The sequence below is a fragment of the Actinomadura scrupuli genome (genome assembly GCF_050971785.1).
In the GTDB taxonomy this organism is placed as follows: Bacteria; Actinomycetota; Actinomycetes; order Streptosporangiales; family Streptosporangiaceae; genus Actinomadura_E; species Actinomadura_E scrupuli.
The window spans coordinates 17,815-41,360 of sequence record NZ_JBPCCU010000011.1 but is presented as its reverse complement, the minus strand read 5'-3'; the positions used below and the strand labels follow the sequence as shown (position 1 = coordinate 41,360).

General features: G+C 71.4%; 22 protein-coding genes. 12 read left to right on the top strand and 10 right to left on the bottom strand.

Annotated features, from left to right (window positions below; all coding sequences use genetic code 11):
- The first annotated feature begins 25 nt into the window (after positions 1–25).
- The 5 genes from ACRYCC_RS36205 to ACRYCC_RS36185 all read left to right on the top strand — a co-directional run bounded on the left by ACRYCC_RS36205 (position 26) and on the right by ACRYCC_RS36185 (position 5,253).
- Complete coding sequence (locus ACRYCC_RS36205; protein WP_433818518.1) at positions 26–802, top strand: IclR family transcriptional regulator; 777 nt, start codon at positions 26–28, stop codon at positions 800–802.
- Between the two features lie 194 nt (positions 803–996).
- Positions 997–1,749: an MIP/aquaporin family protein gene (locus ACRYCC_RS36200; RefSeq protein WP_433818517.1), complete on the top strand. Its 753-nt coding sequence runs from the start codon at positions 997–999 to the stop codon at positions 1,747–1,749.
- Entirely contained in the window at positions 1,746–2,738 is a 993-nt protein-coding gene (gene dhaK, locus ACRYCC_RS36195; RefSeq protein WP_433818515.1) for a dihydroxyacetone kinase subunit DhaK, read from the top strand. The genes ACRYCC_RS36200 and dhaK overlap by 4 nt, the downstream gene beginning before the upstream one ends.
- Before the next feature lie 89 nt (positions 2,739–2,827).
- Positions 2,828–3,451, top strand: a complete 624-nt coding sequence (dhaL, locus tag ACRYCC_RS36190; protein WP_433818514.1) for a dihydroxyacetone kinase subunit DhaL — start codon at positions 2,828–2,830, stop codon at positions 3,449–3,451.
- Positions 3,448–5,253 (top strand): putative PEP-binding protein, encoded by a 1,806-nt coding sequence (locus ACRYCC_RS36185; RefSeq protein ID WP_433818513.1) that lies wholly within the window; start codon positions 3,448–3,450, stop codon positions 5,251–5,253. The genes dhaL and ACRYCC_RS36185 overlap by 4 nt, the downstream gene beginning before the upstream one ends.
- 43 nt (positions 5,254–5,296) lie before the next feature.
- Here ACRYCC_RS36185 and ACRYCC_RS36180 read toward each other — a convergent pair whose 3' ends face one another.
- The 7 genes from ACRYCC_RS36180 to ACRYCC_RS36150 all read right to left on the bottom strand — a co-directional run bounded on the left by ACRYCC_RS36180 (position 5,297) and on the right by ACRYCC_RS36150 (position 12,531).
- The gene (locus ACRYCC_RS36180; protein ID WP_433818511.1) at positions 5,297–5,890 is read right to left on the bottom strand and encodes a GTP-binding protein; all 594 of its coding nucleotides are present in this window, start codon (positions 5,888–5,890) and stop codon (positions 5,297–5,299) included.
- Positions 5,871–6,245 carry a DUF742 domain-containing protein gene (locus ACRYCC_RS36175; protein WP_433818510.1) on the bottom strand — a complete coding sequence of 125 codons (375 nt, stop codon included), beginning with the start codon at positions 6,243–6,245 and terminating at the stop codon, positions 5,871–5,873. Before ACRYCC_RS36175 ends, ACRYCC_RS36180 begins: the two co-directional genes overlap by 20 nt.
- Before the next feature lie 4 nt (positions 6,246–6,249).
- Positions 6,250–6,669 (bottom strand): roadblock/LC7 domain-containing protein, encoded by a 420-nt coding sequence (locus tag ACRYCC_RS36170; protein ID WP_433818509.1) that lies wholly within the window; start codon positions 6,667–6,669, stop codon positions 6,250–6,252.
- Positions 6,666–9,125, bottom strand: coding sequence for a sensor histidine kinase (locus tag ACRYCC_RS36165; protein WP_433818508.1), 2,460 nt, complete (start codon positions 9,123–9,125; stop codon positions 6,666–6,668). Before ACRYCC_RS36165 ends, ACRYCC_RS36170 begins: the two co-directional genes overlap by 4 nt.
- Before the next feature lie 397 nt (positions 9,126–9,522).
- Positions 9,523–10,701 carry a cytochrome P450 gene (locus ACRYCC_RS36160; RefSeq protein ID WP_433818506.1) on the bottom strand — a complete coding sequence of 393 codons (1,179 nt, stop codon included), beginning with the start codon at positions 10,699–10,701 and terminating at the stop codon, positions 9,523–9,525.
- Positions 10,702–10,863: 162 nt separating this feature from the next.
- The gene (locus ACRYCC_RS36155; protein WP_433818505.1) at positions 10,864–11,802 is read right to left on the bottom strand and encodes a polyprenyl synthetase family protein; all 939 of its coding nucleotides are present in this window, start codon (positions 11,800–11,802) and stop codon (positions 10,864–10,866) included.
- 528 nt (positions 11,803–12,330) lie between these two features.
- On the bottom strand, positions 12,331–12,531 hold the full coding sequence (locus ACRYCC_RS36150) for a hypothetical protein (RefSeq protein WP_433818872.1): 201 nt from the start codon (positions 12,529–12,531) through the stop codon (positions 12,331–12,333).
- On the opposite strand from ACRYCC_RS36150, the gene ACRYCC_RS36145 reads away from it, so the two are divergent.
- The 7 genes from ACRYCC_RS36145 to ACRYCC_RS36115 all read left to right on the top strand — a co-directional run bounded on the left by ACRYCC_RS36145 (position 12,466) and on the right by ACRYCC_RS36115 (position 20,075).
- Positions 12,466–13,704, top strand: a complete 1,239-nt coding sequence (locus tag ACRYCC_RS36145; RefSeq protein ID WP_433818504.1) for a cytochrome P450 — start codon at positions 12,466–12,468, stop codon at positions 13,702–13,704. The two genes, ACRYCC_RS36150 and ACRYCC_RS36145, sit on opposite strands and share 66 nt — an antisense overlap.
- Positions 13,697–14,593, top strand: coding sequence for a terpene synthase family protein (locus ACRYCC_RS36140; RefSeq protein ID WP_433818503.1), 897 nt, complete (start codon positions 13,697–13,699; stop codon positions 14,591–14,593). The genes ACRYCC_RS36145 and ACRYCC_RS36140 overlap by 8 nt, the downstream gene beginning before the upstream one ends.
- On the top strand, positions 14,590–16,191 hold the full coding sequence (locus tag ACRYCC_RS36135) for a prenyltransferase/squalene oxidase repeat-containing protein (RefSeq protein ID WP_433818502.1): 1,602 nt from the start codon (positions 14,590–14,592) through the stop codon (positions 16,189–16,191). The genes ACRYCC_RS36140 and ACRYCC_RS36135 overlap by 4 nt, the downstream gene beginning before the upstream one ends.
- A gap of 211 nt (positions 16,192–16,402) precedes the next feature.
- On the top strand, positions 16,403–18,703 hold the full coding sequence (locus ACRYCC_RS36130; RefSeq protein WP_433818501.1) for a sensor histidine kinase: 2,301 nt from the start codon (positions 16,403–16,405) through the stop codon (positions 18,701–18,703).
- A 31-nt stretch (positions 18,704–18,734) separates the two neighbouring features.
- Positions 18,735–19,142 carry a roadblock/LC7 domain-containing protein gene (locus ACRYCC_RS36125; RefSeq protein WP_433818499.1) on the top strand — a complete coding sequence of 136 codons (408 nt, stop codon included), beginning with the start codon at positions 18,735–18,737 and terminating at the stop codon, positions 19,140–19,142.
- Complete coding sequence (locus tag ACRYCC_RS36120) at positions 19,139–19,513, top strand: DUF742 domain-containing protein (protein ID WP_433818498.1); 375 nt, start codon at positions 19,139–19,141, stop codon at positions 19,511–19,513. The genes ACRYCC_RS36125 and ACRYCC_RS36120 overlap by 4 nt, the downstream gene beginning before the upstream one ends.
- Positions 19,494–20,075 carry a GTP-binding protein gene (locus ACRYCC_RS36115; RefSeq protein WP_433818496.1) on the top strand — a complete coding sequence of 194 codons (582 nt, stop codon included), beginning with the start codon at positions 19,494–19,496 and terminating at the stop codon, positions 20,073–20,075. Before ACRYCC_RS36120 ends, ACRYCC_RS36115 begins: the two co-directional genes overlap by 20 nt.
- 159 nt (positions 20,076–20,234) lie before the next feature.
- Here the strand turns inward: ACRYCC_RS36115 and ACRYCC_RS36110 are convergent, their stop codons facing one another.
- The 3 genes from ACRYCC_RS36110 to ACRYCC_RS36100 are packed head-to-tail and all read right to left on the bottom strand — an operon-like array spanning position 20,235 to position 23,546.
- Complete coding sequence (locus ACRYCC_RS36110; protein ID WP_490885259.1) at positions 20,235–21,083, bottom strand: glutamate ABC transporter substrate-binding protein; 849 nt, start codon at positions 21,081–21,083, stop codon at positions 20,235–20,237.
- Between the two features lie 19 nt (positions 21,084–21,102).
- A complete protein-coding gene (locus ACRYCC_RS36105; protein WP_433818494.1) occupies positions 21,103–22,632 on the bottom strand; it encodes a GlnX family signal transduction membrane protein in 1,530 nt (509 codons plus the stop codon).
- On the bottom strand, positions 22,629–23,546 hold the full coding sequence (locus ACRYCC_RS36100; RefSeq protein WP_433818493.1) for an FHA domain-containing protein: 918 nt from the start codon (positions 23,544–23,546) through the stop codon (positions 22,629–22,631). The genes ACRYCC_RS36105 and ACRYCC_RS36100 overlap by 4 nt, the downstream gene beginning before the upstream one ends.

Sequence of the window (23,546 nt, the reverse complement as noted above, 5' to 3'; positions counted from 1 at the left end):
TCAATACCGAACAGGCAGGCAATAGATGATCCAGTCGGTGCAGCGTGCGGTGCAGATCTTGCGGGAGCTGGCCTCCGCGGGCCGGAAGCTGGGCGTCACCGAGCTGGCCGAGCGGCTCGGGGTCGCCAAGCCGACGGTGCACGCGATGCTGCGCACCCTGGAGGTGGAAGGCCTGGTCGTCCAGGACCGCGAGTCCAGCAAGTACGCGCTCGGTCCCGGCCTGCTGCTGCTGGGCAACGCCTTCCTGGACGGTCACGAGCTGCGTACCCGTTCGATGACCTGGGCCGACGGGCTGGCCACCCAGGTCAACGAAGCGGTCTGGGTGGGGGTGCTCACCGGCGACCACGTGCTCGTCGTCCACCACGCCTTCCGGCCCGAGGGCGCCGTGCAGATCCTGGAGGTCGGCGCCAGCATCCCGTGGAACACCTGTGCGCTGGGCAAGGCGATCGTCGCCTTCCGCCCGGAGCGGGCCGAGGCGGACCTGCTGGCCGGCGAGCCCGCCGTCCTGACCGGGCGGAGCATCTCCGACCCGGGAGTGCTCGCGCAGCAGCTCGCGGGCGTCCGTGACCGCGGATACGCGATGGAGGACCAGGAGTCCACGCTGGGCGACGCGGGCATCGCGGCACCCGTGTTCGACAGGTCCGGCGAGGTCGCCGGCGCGCTCGGCGTGGTCGGCCCGGTCGAGCGCCTGCTGGCCGAGACCCGGCGCGAGGCGCTGGCGGTCGCGGTACGGGAGACCGCGCGCAACCTCTCCCGTGACCTCGGGGCGGGGCGTGGCCAGGTCCGGCGCGCGGCCGGCTGAGCCAGGGCAGGCTGAGCCCCGGCCGGATAGGGCGACGGCCGGATGGGCGGGAGGAGGCAGGTCGGCGGCGATGTGACCCTTGACACACAGGGCTACGGAGCTTAAGTTCCGACCAAAGTTCATCAATGATGAACGGTGTTCCGATCTCACTCGAGGAGGTGAGACCTCTGGCGGTCTTCCGCCAGATGGGGCCCATGACAGAGAACACGCTCGCTCAGAAGCTGGTCGCCGAGACGCTCGGCACGGGGATGCTCGTCTTCATCGGGGTCGGCTCGGTGCCGGCCACCCTCATCATCGGCGGGACCGCGCCGTTCACCATGGCGGAACTGGGAATGATCTCCCTGTCGTTCGCCACCGCCGTCGTCGCGGCGGTCTACATGATCGGTCACATCTCCGGATGCCAGATCAACCCGGCGATCACGCTGGCTCTGGCGGCGACCGGGAAGATGCCCTGGCGTGACGTCCCGGGCTATCTGGCGGCACAGGCGGCAGGCGCGGTGCTGGGCAGCGTGGCCATCATCGGGGTCCTCGGCCACAAGGCGGTCGACGTGGGCCTCGGGATCGCCAAGTACGGGTCGGGGGTGGGCGCCGGGCAGGCGTTCACCGCCGAGGCGATCGGCACGTTCCTGCTCGCCCTGGTCGTCTTCGGTGCCATCGACGGCCGGGCGCCCGGTGGCTTCGCCGGGATGGCGATCGGGCTGGCCGTGTTCGCCATCATCATCCCGGTGGCGCCCGCCACGAGCGCCGCCATCAATCCGGCACGCGCGTTCGGTCCGATGCTGGTCGGCCAGATCGCGGGTACGAACGTGGAATGGGGACAGCTTCCGGTGTACGTACTGGCCGAGGTGGCCGGAGCCGTACTCGCGGGTCTGCTCTACACGCTCGTTCTCACCAGGGCCGCGGCGCGGGCCACCGAGCCGATCACCGCTGAGGAAGTCATGGCATGAAGAAGTTCATCAACACCCCCGACTCGGTCCTGCGTGACGCGCTGGCCGGCATCGCCGCCGCTCACCCGTCCCTGCGCGTCGACCCGGCGAACAAGGTCATCACTCGCGCCGAGCGTGCTGCCAAGGTCGCGCTCATCTCCGGTGGCGGCTCCGGCCACGAACCCCTGCACGGCGGGTTCGTCGGAACGGGCATGCTGGACGCCGCCTGCCCCGGCGAGGTCTTCACCTCGCCGGTCCCCGACCAGATGCAGGCGGCGGTCGCGGAGGTCCACACCGGCGCGGGCGTGGTCTTCATCGTGAAGAACTACACCGGCGACGTGATGAACTTCCAGCTGGCCGCCGAACTCGCGGCCGATGACGGCATCGAGGTGGAGACCGTCCTGGTGGACGACGACGTCGCCGTGCAGGACTCCACCTGGACGGCGGGACGCCGCGGCACCGGCGCCACCCTGTTCGTCGAGAAGATCGCCGGTGCCCTGGCGGAACAGGGCGGCGACCTCAAGGCCGTCGCCGAGGTCGGCCGGCGCGTCAACGCTGCCTCCCGGTCGTTCGCGATCGCGCTCACCGCGTGCACCACCCCCGCCGCCGGCCACCCCGGGTTCGACCTGCCCGAGGACGAGATCGAGGTCGGCGTCGGCATCCACGGTGAACCCGGCCGTAGCCGAGAGAAGATCCGGCCGGCGAACGAGCTGGCCGGCACCATGCTCGAGACGATCCTGGCCGACATGCCGCTGTCGGCGGGCGACGAGACCATCGTGATGCTCAACGGGCTCGGCGGCACCCCGCTGATCGAGCTGTACGTCCTGTTCGGTGAGGTGGCGACCCGCCTCACCGAACGAGGGGTGACCATCGCACGTAGCCTGGTCGGCAACTACGTCACCAGCCTGGACATGGCCGGGGCGTCGCTGACCGTCTGCCGCGCCGACGCGCAGCTGCTGCAGTTGTGGGACGCCCCGGTGAACACCCCGGCGCTGCGCTGGGGCACCTGACGGCCACCCCGGGTGCGGGTGCGGCGGTCACCGTCCCGCACCCGGGGTCCGTTCCCCACCCGCCGACCACCCCAAGGAGCACAAGCCCTGTGGACACCCCCACCGCCCTCGCCTGGGTACGGGCCATCGCCGCGGCCGTACACGACAACGTCGACCTGCTCACCCAGCTGGACTCGGCCATCGGTGACGCCGATCACGGCGCCAACCTGGAGCGCGGCTTCACCGCCGTGCTGACGGCACTGGAGGGCCGTGACTTCGCCACCCCGGGAGAGGTCCTCGTCAAGACGGGCACCACCCTGATCTCGACCGTGGGAGGCGCGTCCGGACCGCTCTACGGGTCGGCGTTCCGGGCCGCCGGCAAGCAGCTCACCGAGCCGGTCGCGACCGCCGGTCAGCTGCGGCTGGCACTCACCGCGGGGCTGGAGGCCGTACAGAAGCTGGGAGCGGCCACGACCGGGGACAAGACCATGATCGACGCCTACGGTCCCGCGCTCGACGCCTTCGCCGACGCCCTGGCCCGGGGAGACGACCTCAGGACGGCCGCGGGCAAGGCCGCCGACGCCGCCGAGGTGGGCATGCGGGCCACCATTCCCATGATCGCGCGGAAGGGCCGGGCCTCCTATCTCGGCGCGCGCAGCGAAGGGCACCAGGACCCCGGCGCGACCTCCACGGCACTGGTCTTCCGGGCGCTCGCCGAGGTGGTCCCGGCGTGACGGTGTTCACCGCCCGGGTCGCGGCGCCCGGCACGGCGCTCGGCTTCGTGTTCCGCACCGATCGCCCCCGGTCGCTGCCGGATCCCCGGGCGGGCGGCCCCGACGACGTCCGGGCGGCCTTCGACGCCGTCGCGGAGAACCTCGCCGTCCTGGCGGCCGATTTGCGGCTGGCCGGACGTTCCGAGGAGGCCGACATCATGGAGGTCGGCGGGCAGATCGCGGCGGACGCCGACCTGCGCGCGGAGGCGATCAAGCGCACCGAACAGGGCGTTCCCGCGGGCGTGGCGATCCACGAGGCCGCCGCACACTACGCGGACCTGATCGCGTCGCTGGGCGATCCCGTCCTGGCCGAACGGGCCGCCGACGTCCGGCAGGTGGGCAGGCGCGCGGTCGCCTGGCTGTACCGGGACGCGGACGGGGACGCACCTTCAGGGGGAGACGCGGACGCGGGCGAGGCGCGGGATGCCGATGGCCCCGCGGGGGGAGTACGCGGTCCCGGCGCCGTGGCGGGGCGAGAAGGGACCACGGGCTCGGGCGAAGGTCCGGGCACGGACGCCGGCGGCCGTCCCGACGCGCCGATCGTCCTGATCGCCGAGGAGATCGGTGCCGCTGATCTCCTGGAGGCCGCCCGGGTCGTGGCCGCCGTCTCGGTGAAGGGGGGCCCCAACTCGCACGCCGCCATCGTGGCCCGTTCCCTGACGATCCCGCTGCTGACCGGCGTCGATTCCGGGCTGCTGGAGCTGGCCGACGGCGTCGAGGTCCTGGTCGACGGCGCACCCGCGCGCGGAATCGTACGCTCGGATCCGCCCGCCGCCGAACGCCGGGCGGCCCTGGCCGGGATGGCCGAGAGCCGCCGCCGGCGAGCGGCACACGAGGCGGAACGGAGTCTGGACAGCCGTACGCTCGACGGTCACGCGGTCACGCTGCGGGCCAACGTCGCCACGCCCGCGGACGTCCGGGCGGGCCTGGCCGCGGGAGCCGACGGAGTCGGGCTGCTCCGCACCGAGCTGCCCTTCCTCGACGCCGCCTCGTGGCCGACCCTGGCGCAGCACACCTCGGCACTCCGGCCGCTGCTGCGGGAGCTGGCCGGCCGCCCCGTCACCGTACGGACCCTGGACTTCGCCGACGACAAGCTGCCCCCCTTCCTCGTCGCCGGGCGCGACGGGCGGCTCGGCCGGGGGCTGCCGCTCATGCTCGCGGAACCGGCGGCGTTCACCGCCCAGTTCACCGCCATGCTCTCCGCGGCACCGGCGGGCGGCGACCTGCGCATCATGATCCCGATGGTCGCGGACCTCGCCGAGTTGCGGGCCTGCGCGCGGCTGCTCGCGGAGGCGGCCACCGCGCTCGGCGTCGCGGCGCCACCGCTCGGCGTGATGATCGAGCTCTCGGAGGCCGTCGAGGGGATCGACGAGCTGGCCGCCGAAGCCGCGTTCCTGTCCATCGGCAGCAACGACCTGACCGGGCGGATCCTCGGCCTCGACCGGCGGGATCCTGCCGCGACCCCGATGATGACCGCCCATCCCCGGGTGCTGGCCGCGATCGACCGGATCGTGCGGGCCGGTCGCCGCCACGGCCGGCAGGTGTCGGTCTGCGGTGACGCCGCGGCGCATCCGGTGGTGATGCCGCTCCTGGTGGGCCTGGGCTGCGAGGTGCTGTCGGTCGCTCCCGCCGCGCTGGACGAGATCCGTTACCGGATCCGGCGGTTGCGCCATGACGAGTGCCGGGCGCTGGCGGAGACCGCGCTCGGCTGCGCCGACGCCGAGCAGGTCTGGCGTCTCGTGGATGCCCCGGCCGGTCCCTGAGCCGTCCCGACGGGGGATCCGGACTCCTCGTACAGGCCCGTGACTAGGTGCTGGGCTGCTTGACCAGGTCGCCTTGGAGGGCGTGCTCGACCAGGGCGATGAGCACCTGCTTGGCGGACTCGCGCTGCCGTACGTCGCACAGGATGATCGGTACGTCGGGGTCGACGTCCAGCGCGGTGCGGATGGCCTTCACGCTGTGCCGGCGGGCGCCTTCGAAGCAGTTGACCGCGACGACGAACGGGGTGTTGCGCCGCTCGAAGTAGTCGATGGAGGCGAAGCTGGCCGTGAGCCGGCGGGTGTCGGCCAGCACGACGGCCCCGATCGCGCCGAAGGACAGTTCGTCCCACATGAACCAGAACCGCTGCTGGCCCGGGGTGCCGAAGAGGTAGAGCGCGATGCCGTCCGGGAAGGTGATGCGGCCGAAGTCCATGGCGACGGTCGTGGTGCTCTTGCTCTCCACACCGTTGATGTCGTCGACACCGGTGCTCGCGTCGGTGAGCACCTCTTCGGTCCGCAGCGGGCGGATCTCGCTGACGGAGGCGACCATGGTGGTCTTGCCGACGCCGAACCCGCCGGCCACCAGGATCTTGAGGGCTGCCAGCGGGCCGTTGGAGGAGTCATAGGGCACGAAGGTCATTGAGCACTTTCCTGAGAAGAAGCCGGTCTGGCTGTTCGGCCGGCGTCGCCGCTCGCCGTACCTCGATCAGCTGCTGGGAGTGCAGATCTCCCAGGAGCACCCGGACCACGCCCAGCGCGAGGTCGAGTTCCGAGGCGAGGTCGGCGACGGTGGTCGGCTTCTGGCAGAGCTCCAGCAGCCGCTGTTGCTCGGGAGAGAGCCGGGCGTGCTCCGGTGCCGTACGCCCGGTGGCGACGAGGAGCGAGACCAGGTCGAGGCGTTCGCCCGAGGGCTTGGTCCGGCCGCGGGTCATGGCGTACGGCCGGACTATCGGGCCGGCGGCCTCGTCGATCCATCTCTCTCTCGGAGATTCCATGGTGTCACCCGGCGCCGGGCGCCGACTCCGCCGATCTCGGAGCCGCGGTGAGGTGCCTGCGTACCCGCTTGACCAGCATCGCCATCTCGTAGGCGACGAGACCGGCGTTGGCCCCCGCGTCACTCAGCACCGCCAGGCAGCTGCCGGCCCCGGCCGAGGTCACGAAGAACAGCGCGTCCTCCATCTCGATGACGGTCTGCCGTACCTCCCCCGCCTCGAAGTGCTGGCGCGCCCCGTTGGCCAGGCTGTAGAAACCGGCCGCCAGCGCGGCGAAGTACTCCGAGTCGTCCCTGGACACGCCGCTGGAGGCGGCCATCACCAGCCCGTCGCGCGACAGGACCACCGCCCTGCGTACTTCACCGACCCGTTCGACCAGATCATCCAGCAGCCAGCCGAGTTCGCCGGTCACAGGTGATTGCGTCACGAGTCACCCCCTTCTTTTTTCCCCTGCTCGGACGGGAACCACTCTTCCTCCTCGTCACCGCGGCCCCGCAACCAGCCGGTCTGCAACGACGCCATGAGGTCACGGGTGTCCTCGGGACGGCGTTCGGACTCGGCGGACTTGGGCGGTGCCGCGGTCCCCTTACGAAGTTGGGGGACCAGATTGGCCTGCCGGATGCGCCTCGGCAGCGCCTCGTCGTCGTCCTCATCCGCGTCGACGACCGAGTCGACGATCGCGGCGTCGCGCCTGCGGCCGACCGCGGAGATGTCGACCCTCGATCCGATCACCGGCGTGTCGACCGGGTTGTCGACGACCGGGTCGCCGACGAACGAGGAGTCGACGAGCGCCGGGCCGATGATCTGCCTGGGCTCGAACCATCCGGGCGCACCGGGTGAGACCGACACCGCGCCGGCGGTGCCGGGCTGCGGGCGCCAGACGCCGGACTCATCGGCCGGCGACTCCAGCTCCGGCTCCTCCCGCGCCACGATCAGCTCGTGCGGCATCAGGACCACCGCGGTGGTGCCGCCGTACGCCGACTGCTGCAGGGTCACCCGGACGCCATGCCGCGCGGCCAGCCTGGAGACGACGAACAGCCCGAGCCGGTCGCTGTCGGCCAGGTCGAACTCGGGTGGCCGTGCCAGCCGCTGGTTGAGTTCGTCCAGCTCGGTGGGGCTCAGCCCGATACCACGGTCGACGATCTCCACCGCGAATCCGTTGGCCACCATCTCACCGCGGACCAGGACCTCGGTCGGCGGCGGTGAGAAGGCCGTCGCGTTCTCGATGAGCTCGGCCAGCAGGTGGATGACGTCGGCCACGGCCGCGGCGGCCAGCGAGGCGGGGGAGGAGCACACCACGTCCACCCGGGTGTAGTCCTCGACCTCACCGAGGGCACCGCGCAGCACGTCGACGATCCGCACGGGCCTGCTCCATCCTCGCCCGGCGGGCGCCCCGGAGAGGATGACCAGGCCTTCCGCGTGCCGGCGCATTCGGGTGGTGAGGTGGTCCAGCCGGAACAGATCCTCGAGCTCCTCGGGTTCTGAGGCGCGGCGTTCCATGGCGTCGAGCATGCGCAGCTGGCGGTGGAGCAGCGACTGGCTGCGCCAGGCCAGGTTGAGGAAGACCCGGCTGACGCCCTTGCGGAGGTAGGCCTCACCGACGGCCGTGTCGATCGCGGTGCGCTGGACCCGGGCGAAGGCGTCGGAGACCCGGGCGATCTCCGTGGTCTTGCCGATCTGAAGCGGTGGTGCCTCCGCGTTCACGTCCACGTCCTCACCACGGCGCAGCCGCGCCACGACCCGGGGAAGCCGCTCCTCCGCGAGGTCCCGGGCCGCCGCCTGCAGACCGCCCAGCTCCCGGGACATGCGCCGGGCGAACAGGATCGACAGGAGGATGGAGGCCACCACGGCGACCAGGCCCAGTCCGCCGGCCACGGCCAGCCGGAGCACGATCCGGTCGCCGATCGGCTGTGCGCGCTTGTTGAGGCCCTCTCCCGCCTGCTTGATGGCCTGTCCGAACGTCAGCATGAGGGGCGTCGAGGTCGACTGCCATTCCGCGACCGCGGCCGGCAGCCGGCCCTTCGTCCGGGTGTTCGGATTGGCGTTGACGATGGCGCCTTCCATCATCCGGAAACGCTGGAATTCCGGCGAGTCGACCACCCGCTGTACCGAGTCGCGCAGGGGGCCGTCGAGGTCGGCGAGGCCGGAGGTCAAGGTCTGCCGCTGGCTGGCCGACCACTGCAGGAAGGCGTTGTGCTGCAGGGTCGACAGCCGGCCGTTGGAGACCTGCGCGGCCATGACCAGCGCGTCCTCGCGGAGCATGTAGTCGAGGGCCCAGCTGGTGGTGATGAGCGCCCTGCCCTGCTGGTAGATGTCGAGGCTGTCGGAGATCACCGTGCTGTTGAAGAGCTCGGTGACGGCGTCCGTCATGGCGCTGTAGCCATTGATCGCCTGGAGGACGTCGGCGCGCCTGCCGTCGACCGAGTCGCGCAGGGCGCCCAGCTGATCGAGCTGCTGGGTGAACGCCGTCAGCCGCTGCTGGATGGCCTCGCTCCCGATCCTCCGCACGGCGTCCGACTGCGCGCTCTTGCGGAAGGCGACGTGCGCCGCGTCCGTGCGCGTCCGCTGCTCCTGCAGTTGCGGGAGACCCGCCCGCCCGCGCGAGCCGATGTAGACGGCGGTCAGCGCGCGTTCCTGCTGCAGCTGCGTGGACAGGTAGGAGCCGGGGGTGCCGATCTTGTCGTACGCCGTGGCGATGGTGAACTTGTTGACAGCGGCACCGACGGTGACACTCGCAGCGAAGGCCCACAGCCCGATCAGGGACAGCAGCGGGATGATGAGCAGTGCCGTGATCCGCGTCCGGACGGACCGCGTTCTGGGCGGCTTGCGAGAGCCCTCACCGTCATCTTTCGCCGAGGCGCGGCGGGTCCACTCGGGAAGCACGAGATCAAGCTCCTTGTGATGATCGCGGCGATCACGTCGCCGGCCGTCGCGGGACACCGCGCGGAGAATGCGGTGCAGTGTGTCCCGTCACACCGACCCCCCAAGTCAGACATGGTGCACCTCGCCCCAGGGAGATGCAAGGCCCTCTGCATGTTCCGATGCACGTGCATGACTTCTGGCGGGGTCCGGAAACGCCGATGTCCCGGCGATCCGCCCGGGCCGGGCCGGGCGGATCAGCGGGACCGACGAGGCACGACCGGGTCCGACCGGCTCGGCCCGGGCTGGGATCGGGCCGGGTCGGGTCGGGTGCGGGTCACGTGGGCGCGGGCCCGGGGCCGGGCCGGAGCGGGAGGGCGCCGGGCCTGGTCAGCGCAGGTGGGCGCGAATCCGGCCGGTGTCAGACCTGCCGCTTGCCGGGCGGGAAGACGATCGGCAGGCTGGCGATCCCGATGACCCCGGCGGGCCAGGTCACCTGGGGCCGGGCGCCGGCGGCCAGTTCGTACTCCGGAATCCGGCGGTGCCACTCCTCCAGGACCACCTTCAGCTCCTGCCGGGCGAGGTGCACACCGAGACAGCGGTGGGCGCCCGTACCGAAAGTGAGGTTTCGGGCCTGCCGGCGAAGATCAAGAGTGTCCGGGTCGTCGTACTGCCCGGGATCCAGGTTCGCGGCGCCGATCGCCACCCCCACGCTGGAGCCGGCCGGGATCACCTCGCCGCACAGCTCGACCTCCTGGGTGGTCACCCGCGGGATCACGCTGTTGGCCGGGTCGACCCGGAGCATCTCCTCGACGGCGTCCGGGATGATCGAGGGGTCGTCGACGATCTGGCGGCGCAGCTCGGGCCGGGCCGCCAGCTTGGCGAACGTCGTGCTGAGCACGGAGGCGACCGTGTCCAGGCCGGCCAGCACGAAGATGAAGCAGAGGCCCATCGCCTCGGTGTCGTCGAGAGGGTCTTCACCCGCGCTGGAGACCAGCCGGGTGAGCACGTCGTCGCCCGTACCGGAGCGTGCCGCGGCGACGCGGGCGCCCAGGTAGCCGAAGAGCTCCGCCCCCGCCTGGGCGACCTCCGGCGTCGGTTCCCCGGACCCGGTGAGGGCGGCGTTGTCATTGATGACCCGGTTCCAGGCGATGAGCCGATCCCGGTCCGCCAGCGGAAGACCGAAAAGGGTCAGGAACACCTCGGCGGGCAGCGGGACGGCCAGGTCGGTGACGAGGTCGCAGGAGCCCTTTTCGATGAAGCCGTCGATCAGCGCGCCCACCTGCTCGCGCAGCGACGCCTGCAGGGCGGTGGCCGTGCGGGGGGTGAAGAACGGCTGCAACATGCGCCGGTAGCGGGTGTGCTCGGGCGGGTCGAAGGCGAGGGGGACCAGCGGCACCGGGCTGGCCAGGGTGTCGAAGGCCCGCTCCGAGGAGAAGATCTCGGGGTTCTTGAAGACGTACTCGCCGAGCTCCCAGGAGGTGACGAGGTAACCGCCCTCCACCCGGACCAGCGGCCCGGCGTCGCGGAGGATGCGGTACCCCTCTTGCCGGTCGTCGGCCATCGGCAGCTCTTCGAGGCGAAGCACGGTGTCTTCCATCGGTCCTCCAGTCACGGCCGCCAGGCCGAAGATCCGTTTTGTTGGAAAGATCGCTTTTGTCGTAAAGGTCGAGAACTAGAAGATCACGAACGGTGAAGATCGGCCCGGGAGATCGGGCCGGGAGATCGGCAAAAATCAGAGATCAATATCTGGGGCACGGCGTCAGCGAACCCGGTCGACGAAGGAGCGGGCGAGCACGCCGAGTTCCCGGGCCGCGGGTCCGGTCAGGCCGGCCGTGCCGATGATGGTCATGGCCTGGTCCAGCTGCCCCTCGGCGTACCGCCGGGCGAAGGTCCGGCCTCCCGCGGCCTCGATCACCTGTGCCGACCGGCGCAGCGTCTCCTCGTCCTGCGGACGCGCGGCCAGCAGCGCCGGATCCGCGCCCTGGGCGAGCGCCGCGACGACCGGAAGGCTCTTCTTCCCCCGGCGCAGGTCGTTGAAGACCGGCTTGCCGGTGACCTCGGGGTCCCCCCAGATGCCGAGCAGGTCGTCCACCGCCTGGTAGGCCAGGCCCAGATGCCGCCCGAGCCGCATCATCTGCTCCGCCAGGGCGGGCGGCCCGCCGCCGAGCAGCGCGCCGACGGCCGCGGCACAGGCCAGCAGCGCACCTGTCTTGCCGGCCGCCATGGCGCAGTACTCCTCGACGGTCACCGCCCGGGAGCCGGTCCATGGCCGGTCCTCGAAGGCCACGTCCTCGGACTGGCCGCGCACCAGCTCCACCAGGGCCGCGGAGAACCGCCGGACCGCGGCCCCGGCGTGGTCCGGCGGGGCATGGACGAGGGTGTCCATGCCCAGGGCGAGCAGCGCGTCCCCGGCCAGGACCGCCGGGCCGACCCCGTAGGCCTTCCACACGGTCTGGCGGTGCCGGCGCCACTCGTCACCGTCCATGATGTCGTCGTGCACGAGTGAGAAGGCGTGCACGAGCTCGACCGCGACCGCCCCCGGGACGGCGTCCGCCGCCGATCCGCCCGCCCCTTCCGCGCAGAGCACCGCGAGCGCCGGCCGCAGGCCCTTGCCTCCGCGTGTGCCGCCCCGCGGGGCTTCCCGCGCATTGCGCGGGCTGCCGTCCGGCTCGGCCCAGCCGAAGGAGAACAATGCCATCCGGCCGGTCCAGGGGCGTAGTCGGCCGACCGTATCCCGGAGTACCGGCTCGACCAATTCCCAGCATCGCGACAGGGTTTCGTCCGCATTCTTTTCGGCGCTCTGAAGGTGCGGGCAGCCAAGCGTCATGACGGTCCGTTCCTGCCAAGTGACATGAAGATCTCCGAGATGAGAATTACCGGTATCCGTTGCCGTTGAAACCTCAACATCGCAAGAATCATGGTGAATTCGAATTCTGCGGAAGAGGGGCATCGGGCGCGAGGTATGTGCATCGTGCCGGAACGAGCACGCTCCGTGGTCGACTCCGCTGGGTCATTGATCCATCACAGAAGAGTGATATCTCCACGGTGAGGGTGATGTAAATCATACCCATTTCGCCTCAAACTGCACAGTGAAGAATCTTGTTCCCAGAAGTTGATCATGTGATACTCCCCATAGGCAACACCGGAGAATGGGTGCCACTCGACCCCGGGACGGCACTCCATGCGCGGACGTACGTCACGTCGCCGACAGCTCAACGAGGGGCCGTCAGTCATGCCCGCAGACATTTCGATCAGCCAACCTCGGAGAATTCGGCGCTATCCGCTCGGCAGTACACTGACCGGTTTCATTCGAGATCCGCTGAAGCAGATCGAAGAGATCGGGCGAAAATCCGGCGGCGATATGGTGCAGCTGAATATCGGGCTCTTCCGGCTGTATATCGCCACCCACCCGGATCATGTGCAGCATGTTTTCCGGGACAATTCCGCGAACTATCTGCGCGAGGGCATGATGTGGCGGCCCATGCGCCGCCTCATCGGGAACGGCCTGGCCGGCGAGGGGCCGGTCTGGGAGAGCCGGCGGTCTCTGTTCCGGCCGATGTTCTCCGCGAGGAGCGTCACCCGGCTCACCGACGCCATGGTGGAGGCGATCACCCAGTCCCTCGACGACGACCTCGATCCGTACGCCGCGAGCGGCCGTCCCCTCGACGTCCAGGACGAGATGACCCGTGTCGTGCACCGCGTGTTCCGGCGGGTCTTCCTGGGGGACGGCATCTCGATGCGGCAGACCGAAATGCTCGGCACCGCGGTCGACGACCACCTCGGGGGCCTCGGCGCCCGGATGCTGCTCCCGTTCGTCCCGCACTGGTGCCCGATGCCCGGAGACCGGGCCTACCGGCGTGCGCAGCGGACGGTCGACGCGATCCTGCTCCCGCTCATCCGGGAGCGCCGGGCGAGCGCCGCCGAGGGCCGTGACGACGTCGTCTCGGTGCTGTGCCGGGCCGGGGAACTGGACGACCGGCAGATCCGCGACGACGTGATCGCGTCGTTCGCGGCGGCGACCGAGACCACGGCGCTGTCGCTCACCTGGCTGTGGGTGCTGCTGGAGTCCCATCCCGACGTGGCGGCCAGGCTCACCGGCGAGGTCGGCGAGGTGGTCGGCGCGGGTCCCGTGGAAGCCGGCCACCTGCCGCGGCTGACCTATACCAAGATGGTCCTGCAGGAACTGATCCGGCTCTATCCCGCCGGCTGGATCATCCCGCGGACCGCCGCCGGGTCCGACACGGTCGGCGGCGTGGCGATCAAGGGTGGGAGCACCGTACTGATCAGCCCTTACCTGATGCACCGGCTGGCGGACTTCTGGGAGCGCCCGCACGACTTCGATCCCGGGCGTTTCGACCCCGGCCGCCTCGCGTCCGGGCGCCAGAAGGGACAGGGCTTCTCCTACCTGCCGTTCGGCGCGGGCCCGCACACCTGCCTGGGCAGTCATCTGTTCACCGCGGAGGCACAGCTGATCGTCGCCGCGCTGCTGAGCCGGTACCGTCCCCGCCTGATCGGATCGGAGCCGGTCCGGCCCAGACCGCGAGCGGCGCTGCATCCGAGCAGGAGGCTGGAAATGATCCTGGAACGTGCCGATGGATGAGTCGCCGGCCGTCGTGCGGGGGCCGGGCGGAGCGGAGGCCGTAGGGGCGCGGGAGTCGGGGACGATCTGCGCGGTGGCGGGCCAGGCCCAGCGCGAGATGCGGGAGTGGGCCGCCGCCTATCCCCGGCTGTTCGGCGCCGAGGCCTTCGACCCGGCGCTGTACAGCACCCTCGCCCTCGCCGCGGCCTTCAGCGGCCCCTGGTACACCGCGGGCCAGTTGCGGATGGCCAACAAGGCGTGCCTGTGGTGCTTCGCGCTGGACTGGCTCGTCGACTACGCGGCGACGTCGCGGGAGGAGGTGGCGGACCTCGCGCGGCGGTGCCTGGCCGTCGCGGACGGCGGCGCCCCGGCCGAAGGGGACGACCTCGCCCGGTTTCTCGCCGACATCCGCGACGAGCTGTCGTCCGCGCCGTCGTTCCCGGCGCTGCGGGAGGTCTGGCGGGACGAGCTCAGCCGGATGCTCGAGGCGATGGCGCTGGAGTGGGAGTGGAAGACCGGTGACCGGCCGGCCTTCGAGGAGTACCTCGGCAACGCCGACAACCTGGGCTTCTCATTCGTGTTCGCGTCGCACTGGATCTTCACCACGACGGCGCCGCCGGACGATCTGGAGGGCGTACGGGCCGCGAGCCGGGAGGCCCAGCGCGTCATCCGCCTGCTCAACGACCTCGGCACCTACGAGCGGGACGTGAAGTGGGGCGACCTCAACGCACTGATGCTCGGTGTCGGCCGTGATGAGGTCGACCGGCGGATCACCGAGCTCGCCGCCGGCTTCCGGGAGCTGACCGGCCGGCTGCGCGGCGACGATCTGCGGCTGGCGCGCTACATGGAACGCCAGATGGACTTCTGCGTGGGCTTCTACGGGGTCACCGATTTCTGGGGCGCTGCGTGACGATCGACGATCGGGTCGAGCTGGATGTCTCACAGGCGGCTCAGCGGCTGCTGGACGGCCTGCTCGAGGAGCCCTGGGGACAGGTGTCCGCCTCGGTGTACGAGACCGGCCGGCTGGTCACGCTGGCCCCCTGGCTGACCGGGCACGCCGACCGGGTGGCCTTCCTGATCGCGACCCAGCGGCCGGACGGCGGCTGGGGCCCGCCGGACGGCGGCTACGCCCTGGTCCCGACGCTGAGCGCCACCGAGGCGCTGCTGTCCGCGGTCCGGGGCGCAGAGGTCCCGGATCCCGCCCAGCTGCGGGCGGCCCGCGACGGACTGGGCGCGCTGGCCCGCTGGCTCGGCGACGGCGTCGGCCCGCCGCTGCCCGACATGCCGGCGGTCGAGCTGATCATCCCCTCGCTGATCACGCTGATCAACGAGCATCTGGACGCCGATCCCTCCCTGGCGGACCCCGCCCTCGGCGATCCCTTCCGATATGCCGACCCCACCCCGGGGGGCGATGTCCGGCTGCCCGGCGGGCGCCTGCCCACCCCCGCGGGCGCGGGGGTCCGGACCCTCGCCGCGATCCGCGCCGCGCTGGGCGCCGGGTTCGAGGTGCCGGAGAAGCTCATGCACGCACTGGAGATCGCGGGGGACACCGCGCACGGCCTCCCGGCGATCGGACCCGAGGTGACGGGCACCATCGGCGCCTCGCCGGCGGCCACCGCCGCCTGGCTCGGCGGGCGTGAGCCGCCGGAGCCCGCACATCCGGCCCGGCACTATCTGGAGGCGGCCGCGCGGCCGCACCGCGGCCCGGTGCCGTGCGGTCTGCCCATCACCGTGTTCGAACGCGCGTGGGTGGTGAGCACCCTGATCCGGGCGGGACTGCCGATCACCGTGCCGGCGCAGCTGGTCCGGAGCCTGCAGGCCGGCCTCGGCCGGGGCGGCACGCCCGCCGCCGCCGGGCTTCCCGCCGACGCCGACACCACCGCGGGAGCGCTGTACGCGCTGGCCCTGCTGGGCGCCCCGCACGAGCCGGACATGCTGTGGGCCTTCGAGACCGAGACCCACTTCTGCACCTGGCCCGGGGAGGACGGCCGTTCGGTCAGCACCAACGCGCACGTGCTGGAGGCGTTCGGGCAGTACGCGGCGGAGTTCCCCGGCGCGGCCCCCCGCTACACCGCGACCATGGGCCGGCTGGCGACCTGGCTGCGCGAGCAGCAGCGCCCGGACGGGAGCTGGCTCGACAGGTGGCACGCCTCGCCGTACTACGCGACCGCCTGCGCGGCCCTCGCCCTGCACCGCTTCGGCGGCGCGGAATCACAGGCCTCGGTACGGCACGCCGCGCAGTGGCTGCTGACCGGCCAGCGGGCGGACGGGTCCTGGGGCCTGTGGGAGGGCACGGCGGAGGAGACCGCCTACGCAGTGCAGATCCTGCTGCTCACCGGAGCCGTACCCTGCGACCAGGCCGTCGCGCGGGCCGGCGCCCATCTGCTGGCCGGCTCCGCCGCGCACGGCCCCGCGATGTGGCACGACAAGGATCTGTACCTGCCGACGGCAATTGTTCACGCAACCGTACTTGGCGCGATCCATCTGACCCGTGTTGCCGTGCGGTAAATTGAGATACTAGTGGATATATGTCGCAAATAGGACACTTTGTCCGTTGTCAGTGATTCACCTTGAGTGGCTTTGTACACGTTGCTATGGTTCCACTCATCGCGGAACGATCATTCATCGCACCGCGCCCCATGGCATAGAGCGCTCAGTGGCCGGCTCCCCCTTGAAATGGCCCGCGAGGCTCTCCACAAATTTGTTTGGGCGGGATCTCATGCGCTTCCGCAACTCCCAGCTGCGGACCAAGGTCGCGGCTCTTCTCCTCTCACTCGCCGCCCTGTGGGCGTTCGCGGCGTGGGTCACCGTGCGGGAGGGCGTGAACCTGCTCTGGGTCGCCAGCCTCGACAAGGGTGTCGGCCAGCCGAGCAACGCACTGGTCACCGAGCTGCAGGCCGAGCGGCGGCTGTCCATGATCAACCTGGGCAGCCAGGGCTGGCAGCGGCGGGCGGAGCTGGACGCCCAGCGCGTGCGCACCGACAAGGCCAGGACCGTGCTGGAGGACCGGGTACGGGGCAGCGGTGTCCAGCGGGCCGCCAGCAAGACGCTCAAGCAGCGGCTCAACACGGCCGCCGGCCGCTTGCGGGCCCTCGACGCCACCCGGCAGGCGATCGACTCCGGTGCCGAGGACCGTGGCCAGGCCGGGGTGGCCTACACCCAGGCCATCGACGCCATCTTCCGCATCTACGACTCGCTGGCCACGCTGGACGACAAGTCCTTCGCCCAGGACACCCGGACGCTCATCAAGGTGAACCAGGCGGGTGAGATCCTCTCCCAGGAGGACGCCCTGCTGTCCGGCGTGCTCGCCGCCAGGCGGTTCGGGCCCGCCGAGCACACGCAGTTCGTCCAGCTGGTCGGGGCGCAGCGCTACAGCCAGGCGCACGCGGCCGCGGACCTGCAGGACGCCGACCCCGCGGCGCTGGCGCAGCTGACCGGCAGTCCGGCGTTCACCCGGCTGCGGGCGCTGGAGGACACGGTGGTGAAGCGCGGCAGGGACGGCGCCGTCCCGCCGCTCAGCGCCGCGCAGTGGCAGAACGCGGCGGACCCGGCCCTGGCGGACACCCGGCAGGTGGTGAAGACCGCGGGCGCACGCCTGGTGGACCGTGCCCAGCCGATCGCCATCGGCGTCATCGCCCGGTTGGTGCTGGCCGCCGGTCTCGGCCTGGTCGCGGTCATCGCGTCGATCGTGCTGTCGATCACCACCGCGCGGGCGCTCATCCGGCAGCTTGAGCGGCTCCGGGTCGCCGCGTGGGAGCTGGCCAACGAACGGCTGCCCGGCGTGGTCGAGCGGCTCGGGCGCGGCGAGAGCGTGGACGTCGCGGCGGAGGCGCCCCCGCTGTCCTTCGGTTCCGACGCGATCGGGCAGGTGGGAGAGGCGTTCAACGCGGTCCAGCAGACGGCCATCCGGGTCGCGGTGGAGCAGGCCGAGCTGCGCCGGGGCTTCCGCGACACGCTGCTCAGCCTCGCCCGCCGTACGCAGGGACTCGTGCACCGGCAGCTCACGATGCTGGACACGATGGAGCGGCGCGAGATCGACGCCACCGAGCTGGAGGACCTGTTCCGCGTCGACCACCTGGCCACCCGGATGCGGCGCAACGCGGAGAACCTCATCGTGCTGTCCGGCGCGACCCCCGCCCGTGGCTGGCGGCGATCCGTCGCGATGGTCGACGTGGTGCGGGCGGCAGTGGCCGAGGTCGAGGACTACACGCGGGTCACCGTGCTGCCGTTCGGCCCGGTCGCGCTGACCGGCCGGGCCGTCGGTGACGTCACCCACCTGCTGGCCGAGCTGATCGAGAACGCGGTCTCCTTCTCCCCGCCGTACACCGAGGTCCAGGTCGGCGGGCACATGGCCGCCAGCGGCTTCGCCATCGAGGTCGAGGACCGCGGTCTCGGCATGACCGACGAGGATCTGGCCGCCATCAACCAGCGGGCCAGCGACCCGCCCGACTTCCACCCGTCGAGCTCGGTCCACCTCGGCCTGTTCGTGGTGAGCCGGCTGGCCGAGCGGTACGGAATCCGGGTGGAGCTGAAGCGTTCCGCCTACGGCGGCACCACCGCCGTCGTCCTGATCCCCCGTGAGCTGGTGCTCGACGAGGCCGAAGCCCCCGTACCGGCCACCGTCGGTGCCCCGGGCGCACCGGCCGAGGCGGTGGCCGCGCCGCCCGTCGCCGCCGTGCCCGCACTCGAACCCGCACTCCCACCGCGGACCGAACCGGAGCCTGCCATCACCGAGAACGTGCTGCCCGAGCCGGAGGATCCCCGGCCCGTACCCGAGCTGTCGCACACTCCGTCCGGCCTGCCGTTCCGGGTACCGCAGGCCAGCCTCGCCCCGCCGCTGCGCAACGGCAAGCCGGCGGCCGAGAGCCGTCCCGACGACGAGGACCCCGGCCGTTCGCCGGAGGAGATCCGCAGGATCGTCGGGTCCTACCAGCGCGGCACGCTGCGCGGCAGGTTCGAGGCGGGCGACCTGGACGCGGCACCGGACGACACAGCGAACGATGACCGACCTTCGGCATGACCGGCCATACGACGCAGAGGAAGGACAACGCGTGGCATCGAATTCCGTTGACCTGACCTGGCTGCTGGACGACCTGGTCGAACGGGTGAAGGAGGCGGAGCACGCCATCGTCCTCTCCGCCGACGGCCTGCTCATGGCCGCGTCCAAGGGGTTCGGCCAGGACGACGCCGAGCATCTGTCCGCCATAGCCGCCGGTATCCAGAGCCTTGCCCGCGGTGCCGGCGATCGCTTCGGCGGGGGCGGCGTGCGGCAGACGATCATCGAGATGAAGTCGGCGTTCCTGCTGGTGACCGTGGCCGGGCAGGGCGCGTGCCTGGCGGTGCTGAGCACCGACGAGGCCGATGTGGGCCTGATCGCGTACGAGATGGCCGTGCTCGTCGCCAGCGTCGGCCGGCACCTCAGCTCGCCGTCGCGCACAGCGGAAGCCTCGGCCTCATGAGCACCGGCGACGAGCGCTGGCTCGACGAGCACGCCGGACCGGTCGTCCGGCCGTACGTGATGACGAGCGGCCGGGCCCAGCCGGCACGCGGCAAGTTCGACCTGATCACGATCGTGGTGGCCACCGGGCCCGCCCCGCAGGCGCAGATCGGGCTCGGTCCCGAGCATCTCGCCATCGTCCGGCTCTGCCAGGAGCCGCTGTCGGTGGCGGAGATCGCAGGTCACCTGGACCTGCCGGCCGGGACCATCCGGGTGCTGGTCGGCGACGTGCGCGACAAGGGCTTCGTCACGGTGCAGGAGCCCGAACCAGAGATCAATATGCAGGATCTGCGGATGTACGAGGCGGTCATTGATGGACTACGTGCGCTCTAGGAGACTGCCGACCGCGATCAAGATCCTGATCGCCGGCGGCTTCGGAGCCGGTAAGACCACGCTGGTCGGCTCGGTCTCCGAGACCGCGCCGCTGCGCACCGAGGAGATTCTCACCGACCAGGGGGTGGGCGTCGACGACGTCTCCGGAGTGGAGACCAAGCGGACCACCACCGTCGCCATGGACTTCGGCCGGATCACCATCCGGGAGGAGTTCGTGCTCTACCTGTTCGGTACGCCCGGGCAGGAACGGTTCTGGTTCATGTGGGACGAGGTGGCCCTCGGCTCGCTCGGCGCGGTGGTGCTCGCCGACACCCGGCGGCTGGCCGACTGCTTCCCGTCGGTGGACTACTTCGAGCGCAACGGCACCCCGTTCATCGTCGCGGTCAACTGCTTCGAGGGCGCGCCGTCGTACGACCTCGACGAGGTGCAGCTCGCCCTCAACCTGGGCACGAAGGTTCCGGTCGTGCTCTGCGACGCGCGCGACAAGGAGTCCTGCAAGAACGTCCTGATCACCCTGGTCCAGCACGCCATGAAGGTCCGCGCCGTCGTGGGCGCCCACTGACCGTCGCGATGCCCCCGCCGGACGAGCCCGGCCCCGGAGCACAACACCGCCGTGATCATGCGATCGTTGGACGATTGATTGCATGATCACGGCGGAGATGGTGTCGGCGGGTGCGCGGGAACGGGGTGCGGGGAGCGGTACGGATGCGGGAGCGGGGGGTCAGCCGCAGCCTTCGAACTGCGGGACGGTGGTGGTGACGCTGAGGCCGGTGGACCCGAACCACTTGCGGAGCAGGGACGCGGCGGTGCCGTCGAGGTAGAACTCGGTGACGGCCTTGTTGATCTCCTCGCAGCCCCGCACGTCGCCCTGCTTGATCCCGACGCCGTACTTCTCGTCGGAGATCGGCGCGTTGACCAGCTTGACGGCCTGGCCCCGCTGGCCGGCGAATCCGGCCAGGATCAGGTCGTCGGTGGAGACGGCGTCGACGGAGCCGGAGACGAGGTCGCCGACGCACTGGCTGTACGACGCGGCGGGGACCAGCCCGGCCGCTATCTTCCGCTCCTCGGTGACCCGCTTCCAGGAGTTGGACCCGGCCACCTGGCAGAGCTTGCGGCCCTTCAGATCCCGGACGTTCCTGATGGCGGAGTCCGTGCTGCGGACCAGGGTGTCCTGGTGGGCGACGTAGTACGGCCCGGCGAAGGCGACCTTGGTCTTGCGTTCCGGGGTGATCGAGTACGTCGCGAAGATCAGGTCGACCTTGCCCTCCCGCAGGAACGCCTCGCGCTGCGCCGACGTGATGCCCTGGAACGTGACGTGCCGGGCGCCGAGCCTCTTGGCGACGTACTTCGCGACGTCCACGTCGAAGCCCTCGAACGTGCCGCCGGGCTTCTTCAGGCCCAGGCCCGGCTGGTCCGCCTTGACCCCGATGACCAGCGTGTCCTTGCCGGCGACCGACGTCGATCTGCCACCGACCCCGCAGGCCGTCAGGGTCAGTGCCGGCAACAGCACCGCCAGCAGCGCCCGTGGCCGCACCCGGGAGGGCACGGATGTTCCGCGGGCTCGCATCATCAGCTTCATGGGAGCTCCCTCACCGAAATTCTGACAGACGCGGACGGACCCCCGCGAGGACCAGCGCGGCGATCAGGACGGCCGCGCCCGGAAGCAGCCAGTTCCATCCGCCCAGCGCGTCGTCGCCGGCCCGGATGGCGGTGTCGAAGGTGTTCTGGTGGATGCCGATCAGCGAGACCAGCGCCCGGTCGTAGTCGTCGAAGTCGTGGATGGAGGAGCCCGGCGTGCGTCCCATCCGGACCTCGATCGCCTCGCGCTGCCGGTTGCCGCCGAGCAGCCCCCGCAGCCGGACGTCGTCCTGCTGGAACCGCTGGTAGGCGGTGAGCACGTCGTCGACCGCCGCTCCCTGGCGCCCGCCGGTGAGGTGCCGCGCCTCCGCGCCGTAGAAGCCGAGGAACCCCACGGCGCGGTTCGCGCGGAAGGCGGTGAGACTCGTGTTCATCCCGGTCTGATAGGTGTCGAGGTTGGTGGCGGGGACGTAGAGGATCGACTGGGACTTGTCGAGATAGACCTGCTCGTAGGTGTCGGCCCGGCCGGGGTCGAGCAGGTAGCGGCTCTCGTCGGCGTTGAGGCTGTTGCTGATCGCCCGCGCCCGGGACAGCGCGAGGATCGAGTCGAACCCGTCCTGCTTCGCCTTGCGCAGGTGCCCGGCCTCCGCCGAGAGCAGCCCGACGCTCATCACCACCAGCACCAGGGTGACCAGCGTCGCCAGTGCGAGCGCGGGGTTGACCAGCCGGCGGAACCGCCGGCTGAGGAAGATCTGCAGGCCGAGGAGCAGCGCGATCACCAGCAGCCCGGTGACGATCACCCACAGCCGTCCGTCCAGCACCGACGAGCGCTTGGCCTCGTAGGTCCGGCGCACGATCGTCCCGTTGTCCAGGGTCAGGTTGTAGGCCTTCGGGAGCAGGTCGAGCTTCATCAGGTCGGTCGCCCGGCGGTGCAGATCGATGACCTGCTGCGGGGGCGGTCCGGCCGCGTGGCCCGCCTGTTCGTCGAGGAGCAGGGCCTGGGAGGCGAGCCGTTCGTAGCGGCCCAGCCCGTCGAGCACCGCCTGCACCGTGCGCTGCCCGGACGGATCCCGGCCCGCCAGCTCGGAGGCCTGCAGTGTCGCCCGGTCGGCCTGGGCCCGGCGCTGCTCGTAGACGGCCAGCGCCTGGGCCCGCCCGACGCCCAGGTTCTGTTCCCGGCCGATGAGCAGCACGTTGGCCAGCTGGGCGTCCATGTCGCTGAGGGAGAAGTAGAGATCGCCGGTGGCGACCACCTGGGGACCGGCGCCGTGCCCGATGACCCGCAGGCCGTCCCGGGCGTCGCCGATGGCCGAGCCGGTGACCGCGAACAGCGCGGCGACCGCGAGTATCGCGGCCAGGGCCGCCGCGCGGATGCGCCCCGGCAGCGTGCGCAGCCGCAGCGTCCGGAGCAGCCTGGCCGGTGTGGAGTCCGGTCCGCGCGACGGTACGCCGGGGGCGGCCGCCGTGGCCGGTCGGGCGGCCGGGGCCGGGTGCGTGGACGTGTTCGTGGCCGGGGGCGTGGGGCGGGCCGTCATGGTCATGGCATTCTCCGCACCGTGATGGTGGTCCAGGCGCCGACGTGGATCCGATCGCCGTCCGCCAGTGGTATCTCGGTGTTCACCGCGATGGGGTCGGCACCTCCGTTGACGGTGGTGCCGTTGGTGGAGCCCGGGTCGACCAGCGACCAGCCGCCGTCCGGCCGGGCGATCAGCACCGCGTGGGTGTGCGAGACCCCCGGATCCTCCGGCGGCGCGCTCAGATCGATCTCGGGCACCGTGCCCTGCGACACGCTGCGCCGCCCGATGCGGACGTGCCGCCCCGTCAGGGCGACCCGGCGTTCCGGGCAGTACGGGGGGAACGCGAGGACGGCCACATCGGGCCCTTCCTGGGCGCGCACCGCCTCGTAGTAGGCCGCGTCCGCGTTGATCACGGCGGTCCAGCCGGTGGCCGGTACCGGGCCGTGCCCGCTCCTTCCGGCTGATCCCGTCCGGTCGGCTCGACCTGCCTGCTCTGCCTGGGCCGCCGGGGCGGCCGGAGCCGCGTACCCGGCCTGGCCAACGGACCGAGCCGGCCCGCCGGCCGGTCGGGGTCCGCCGGCCGATTCCGCGGTCCCGGCGCTCATCGCGTTCCCGGCCGTGGCCCCGCCCGGGTGGCCGTGCGATCCCGCTCCGGCCAGGTGCGCGGTGGCGGGAGGACGGCGGGACGGGCGGCCTCCGCCGGTGGAGAAGTCGTAGCCGCACTCCTCGCAGAACCGGCCGCTGCGGGGGGTGCCGCAGTCCGGGCATGGCTCGCCGTCCTCGCCGCCGCCGCCGCTGCTGCCGCCGCCGGTGGCCGGTCGTGCGGGGAGCGCCGAGGGAGCCGATCCGGCCGGTGCCGGGGCGCCGGTCATGCGGGCGCCGCAGACGTCGCAGTATTCGTCGTCGGCCGAGGAATGCCCCGCGGGACAGGTCGCCAT

Excerpts from the sequence above, each read along its gene's own strand:
- ACRYCC_RS36110 (WP_490885259.1), bottom strand. The coding sequence starts at position 21,083 with ATGATGCGAGCCCGCGGAACATCCGTGCCCTCCCGGGTGCGGCCACGG.
- ACRYCC_RS36200 (WP_433818517.1), top strand. The coding sequence starts at position 997 with ATGACAGAGAACACGCTCGCTCAGAAGCTGGTCGCCGAGACGCTCGGC.
- ACRYCC_RS36140 (WP_433818503.1), top strand. The coding sequence starts at position 13,697 with ATGGATGAGTCGCCGGCCGTCGTGCGGGGGCCGGGCGGAGCGGAGGCC.
- ACRYCC_RS36180 (WP_433818511.1), bottom strand. The coding sequence starts at position 5,890 with ATGACCTTCGTGCCCTATGACTCCTCCAACGGCCCGCTGGCAGCCCTC.
- ACRYCC_RS36105 (WP_433818494.1), bottom strand. The coding sequence starts at position 22,632 with ATGACCATGACGGCCCGCCCCACGCCCCCGGCCACGAACACGTCCACG.
- ACRYCC_RS36120 (WP_433818498.1), top strand. The coding sequence starts at position 19,139 with ATGAGCACCGGCGACGAGCGCTGGCTCGACGAGCACGCCGGACCGGTC.
- ACRYCC_RS36150 (WP_433818872.1), bottom strand. The coding sequence starts at position 12,531 with ATGCTGCACATGATCCGGGTGGGTGGCGATATACAGCCGGAAGAGCCC.
- ACRYCC_RS36175 (WP_433818510.1), bottom strand. The coding sequence starts at position 6,245 with ATGGAATCTCCGAGAGAGAGATGGATCGACGAGGCCGCCGGCCCGATA.
- ACRYCC_RS36130 (WP_433818501.1), top strand. The coding sequence starts at position 16,403 with ATGCGCTTCCGCAACTCCCAGCTGCGGACCAAGGTCGCGGCTCTTCTC.
- dhaK (WP_433818515.1), top strand. The coding sequence starts at position 1,746 with ATGAAGAAGTTCATCAACACCCCCGACTCGGTCCTGCGTGACGCGCTG.
- ACRYCC_RS36115 (WP_433818496.1), top strand. The coding sequence starts at position 19,494 with ATGGACTACGTGCGCTCTAGGAGACTGCCGACCGCGATCAAGATCCTG.
- ACRYCC_RS36100 (WP_433818493.1), bottom strand. The coding sequence starts at position 23,546 with ATGGCGACCTGTCCCGCGGGGCATTCCTCGGCCGACGACGAATACTGC.
- ACRYCC_RS36155 (WP_433818505.1), bottom strand. The coding sequence starts at position 11,802 with ATGGCATTGTTCTCCTTCGGCTGGGCCGAGCCGGACGGCAGCCCGCGC.
- ACRYCC_RS36160 (WP_433818506.1), bottom strand. The coding sequence starts at position 10,701 with ATGGAAGACACCGTGCTTCGCCTCGAAGAGCTGCCGATGGCCGACGAC.
- ACRYCC_RS36205 (WP_433818518.1), top strand. The coding sequence starts at position 26 with ATGATCCAGTCGGTGCAGCGTGCGGTGCAGATCTTGCGGGAGCTGGCC.
- ACRYCC_RS36145 (WP_433818504.1), top strand. The coding sequence starts at position 12,466 with ATGGTGCAGCTGAATATCGGGCTCTTCCGGCTGTATATCGCCACCCAC.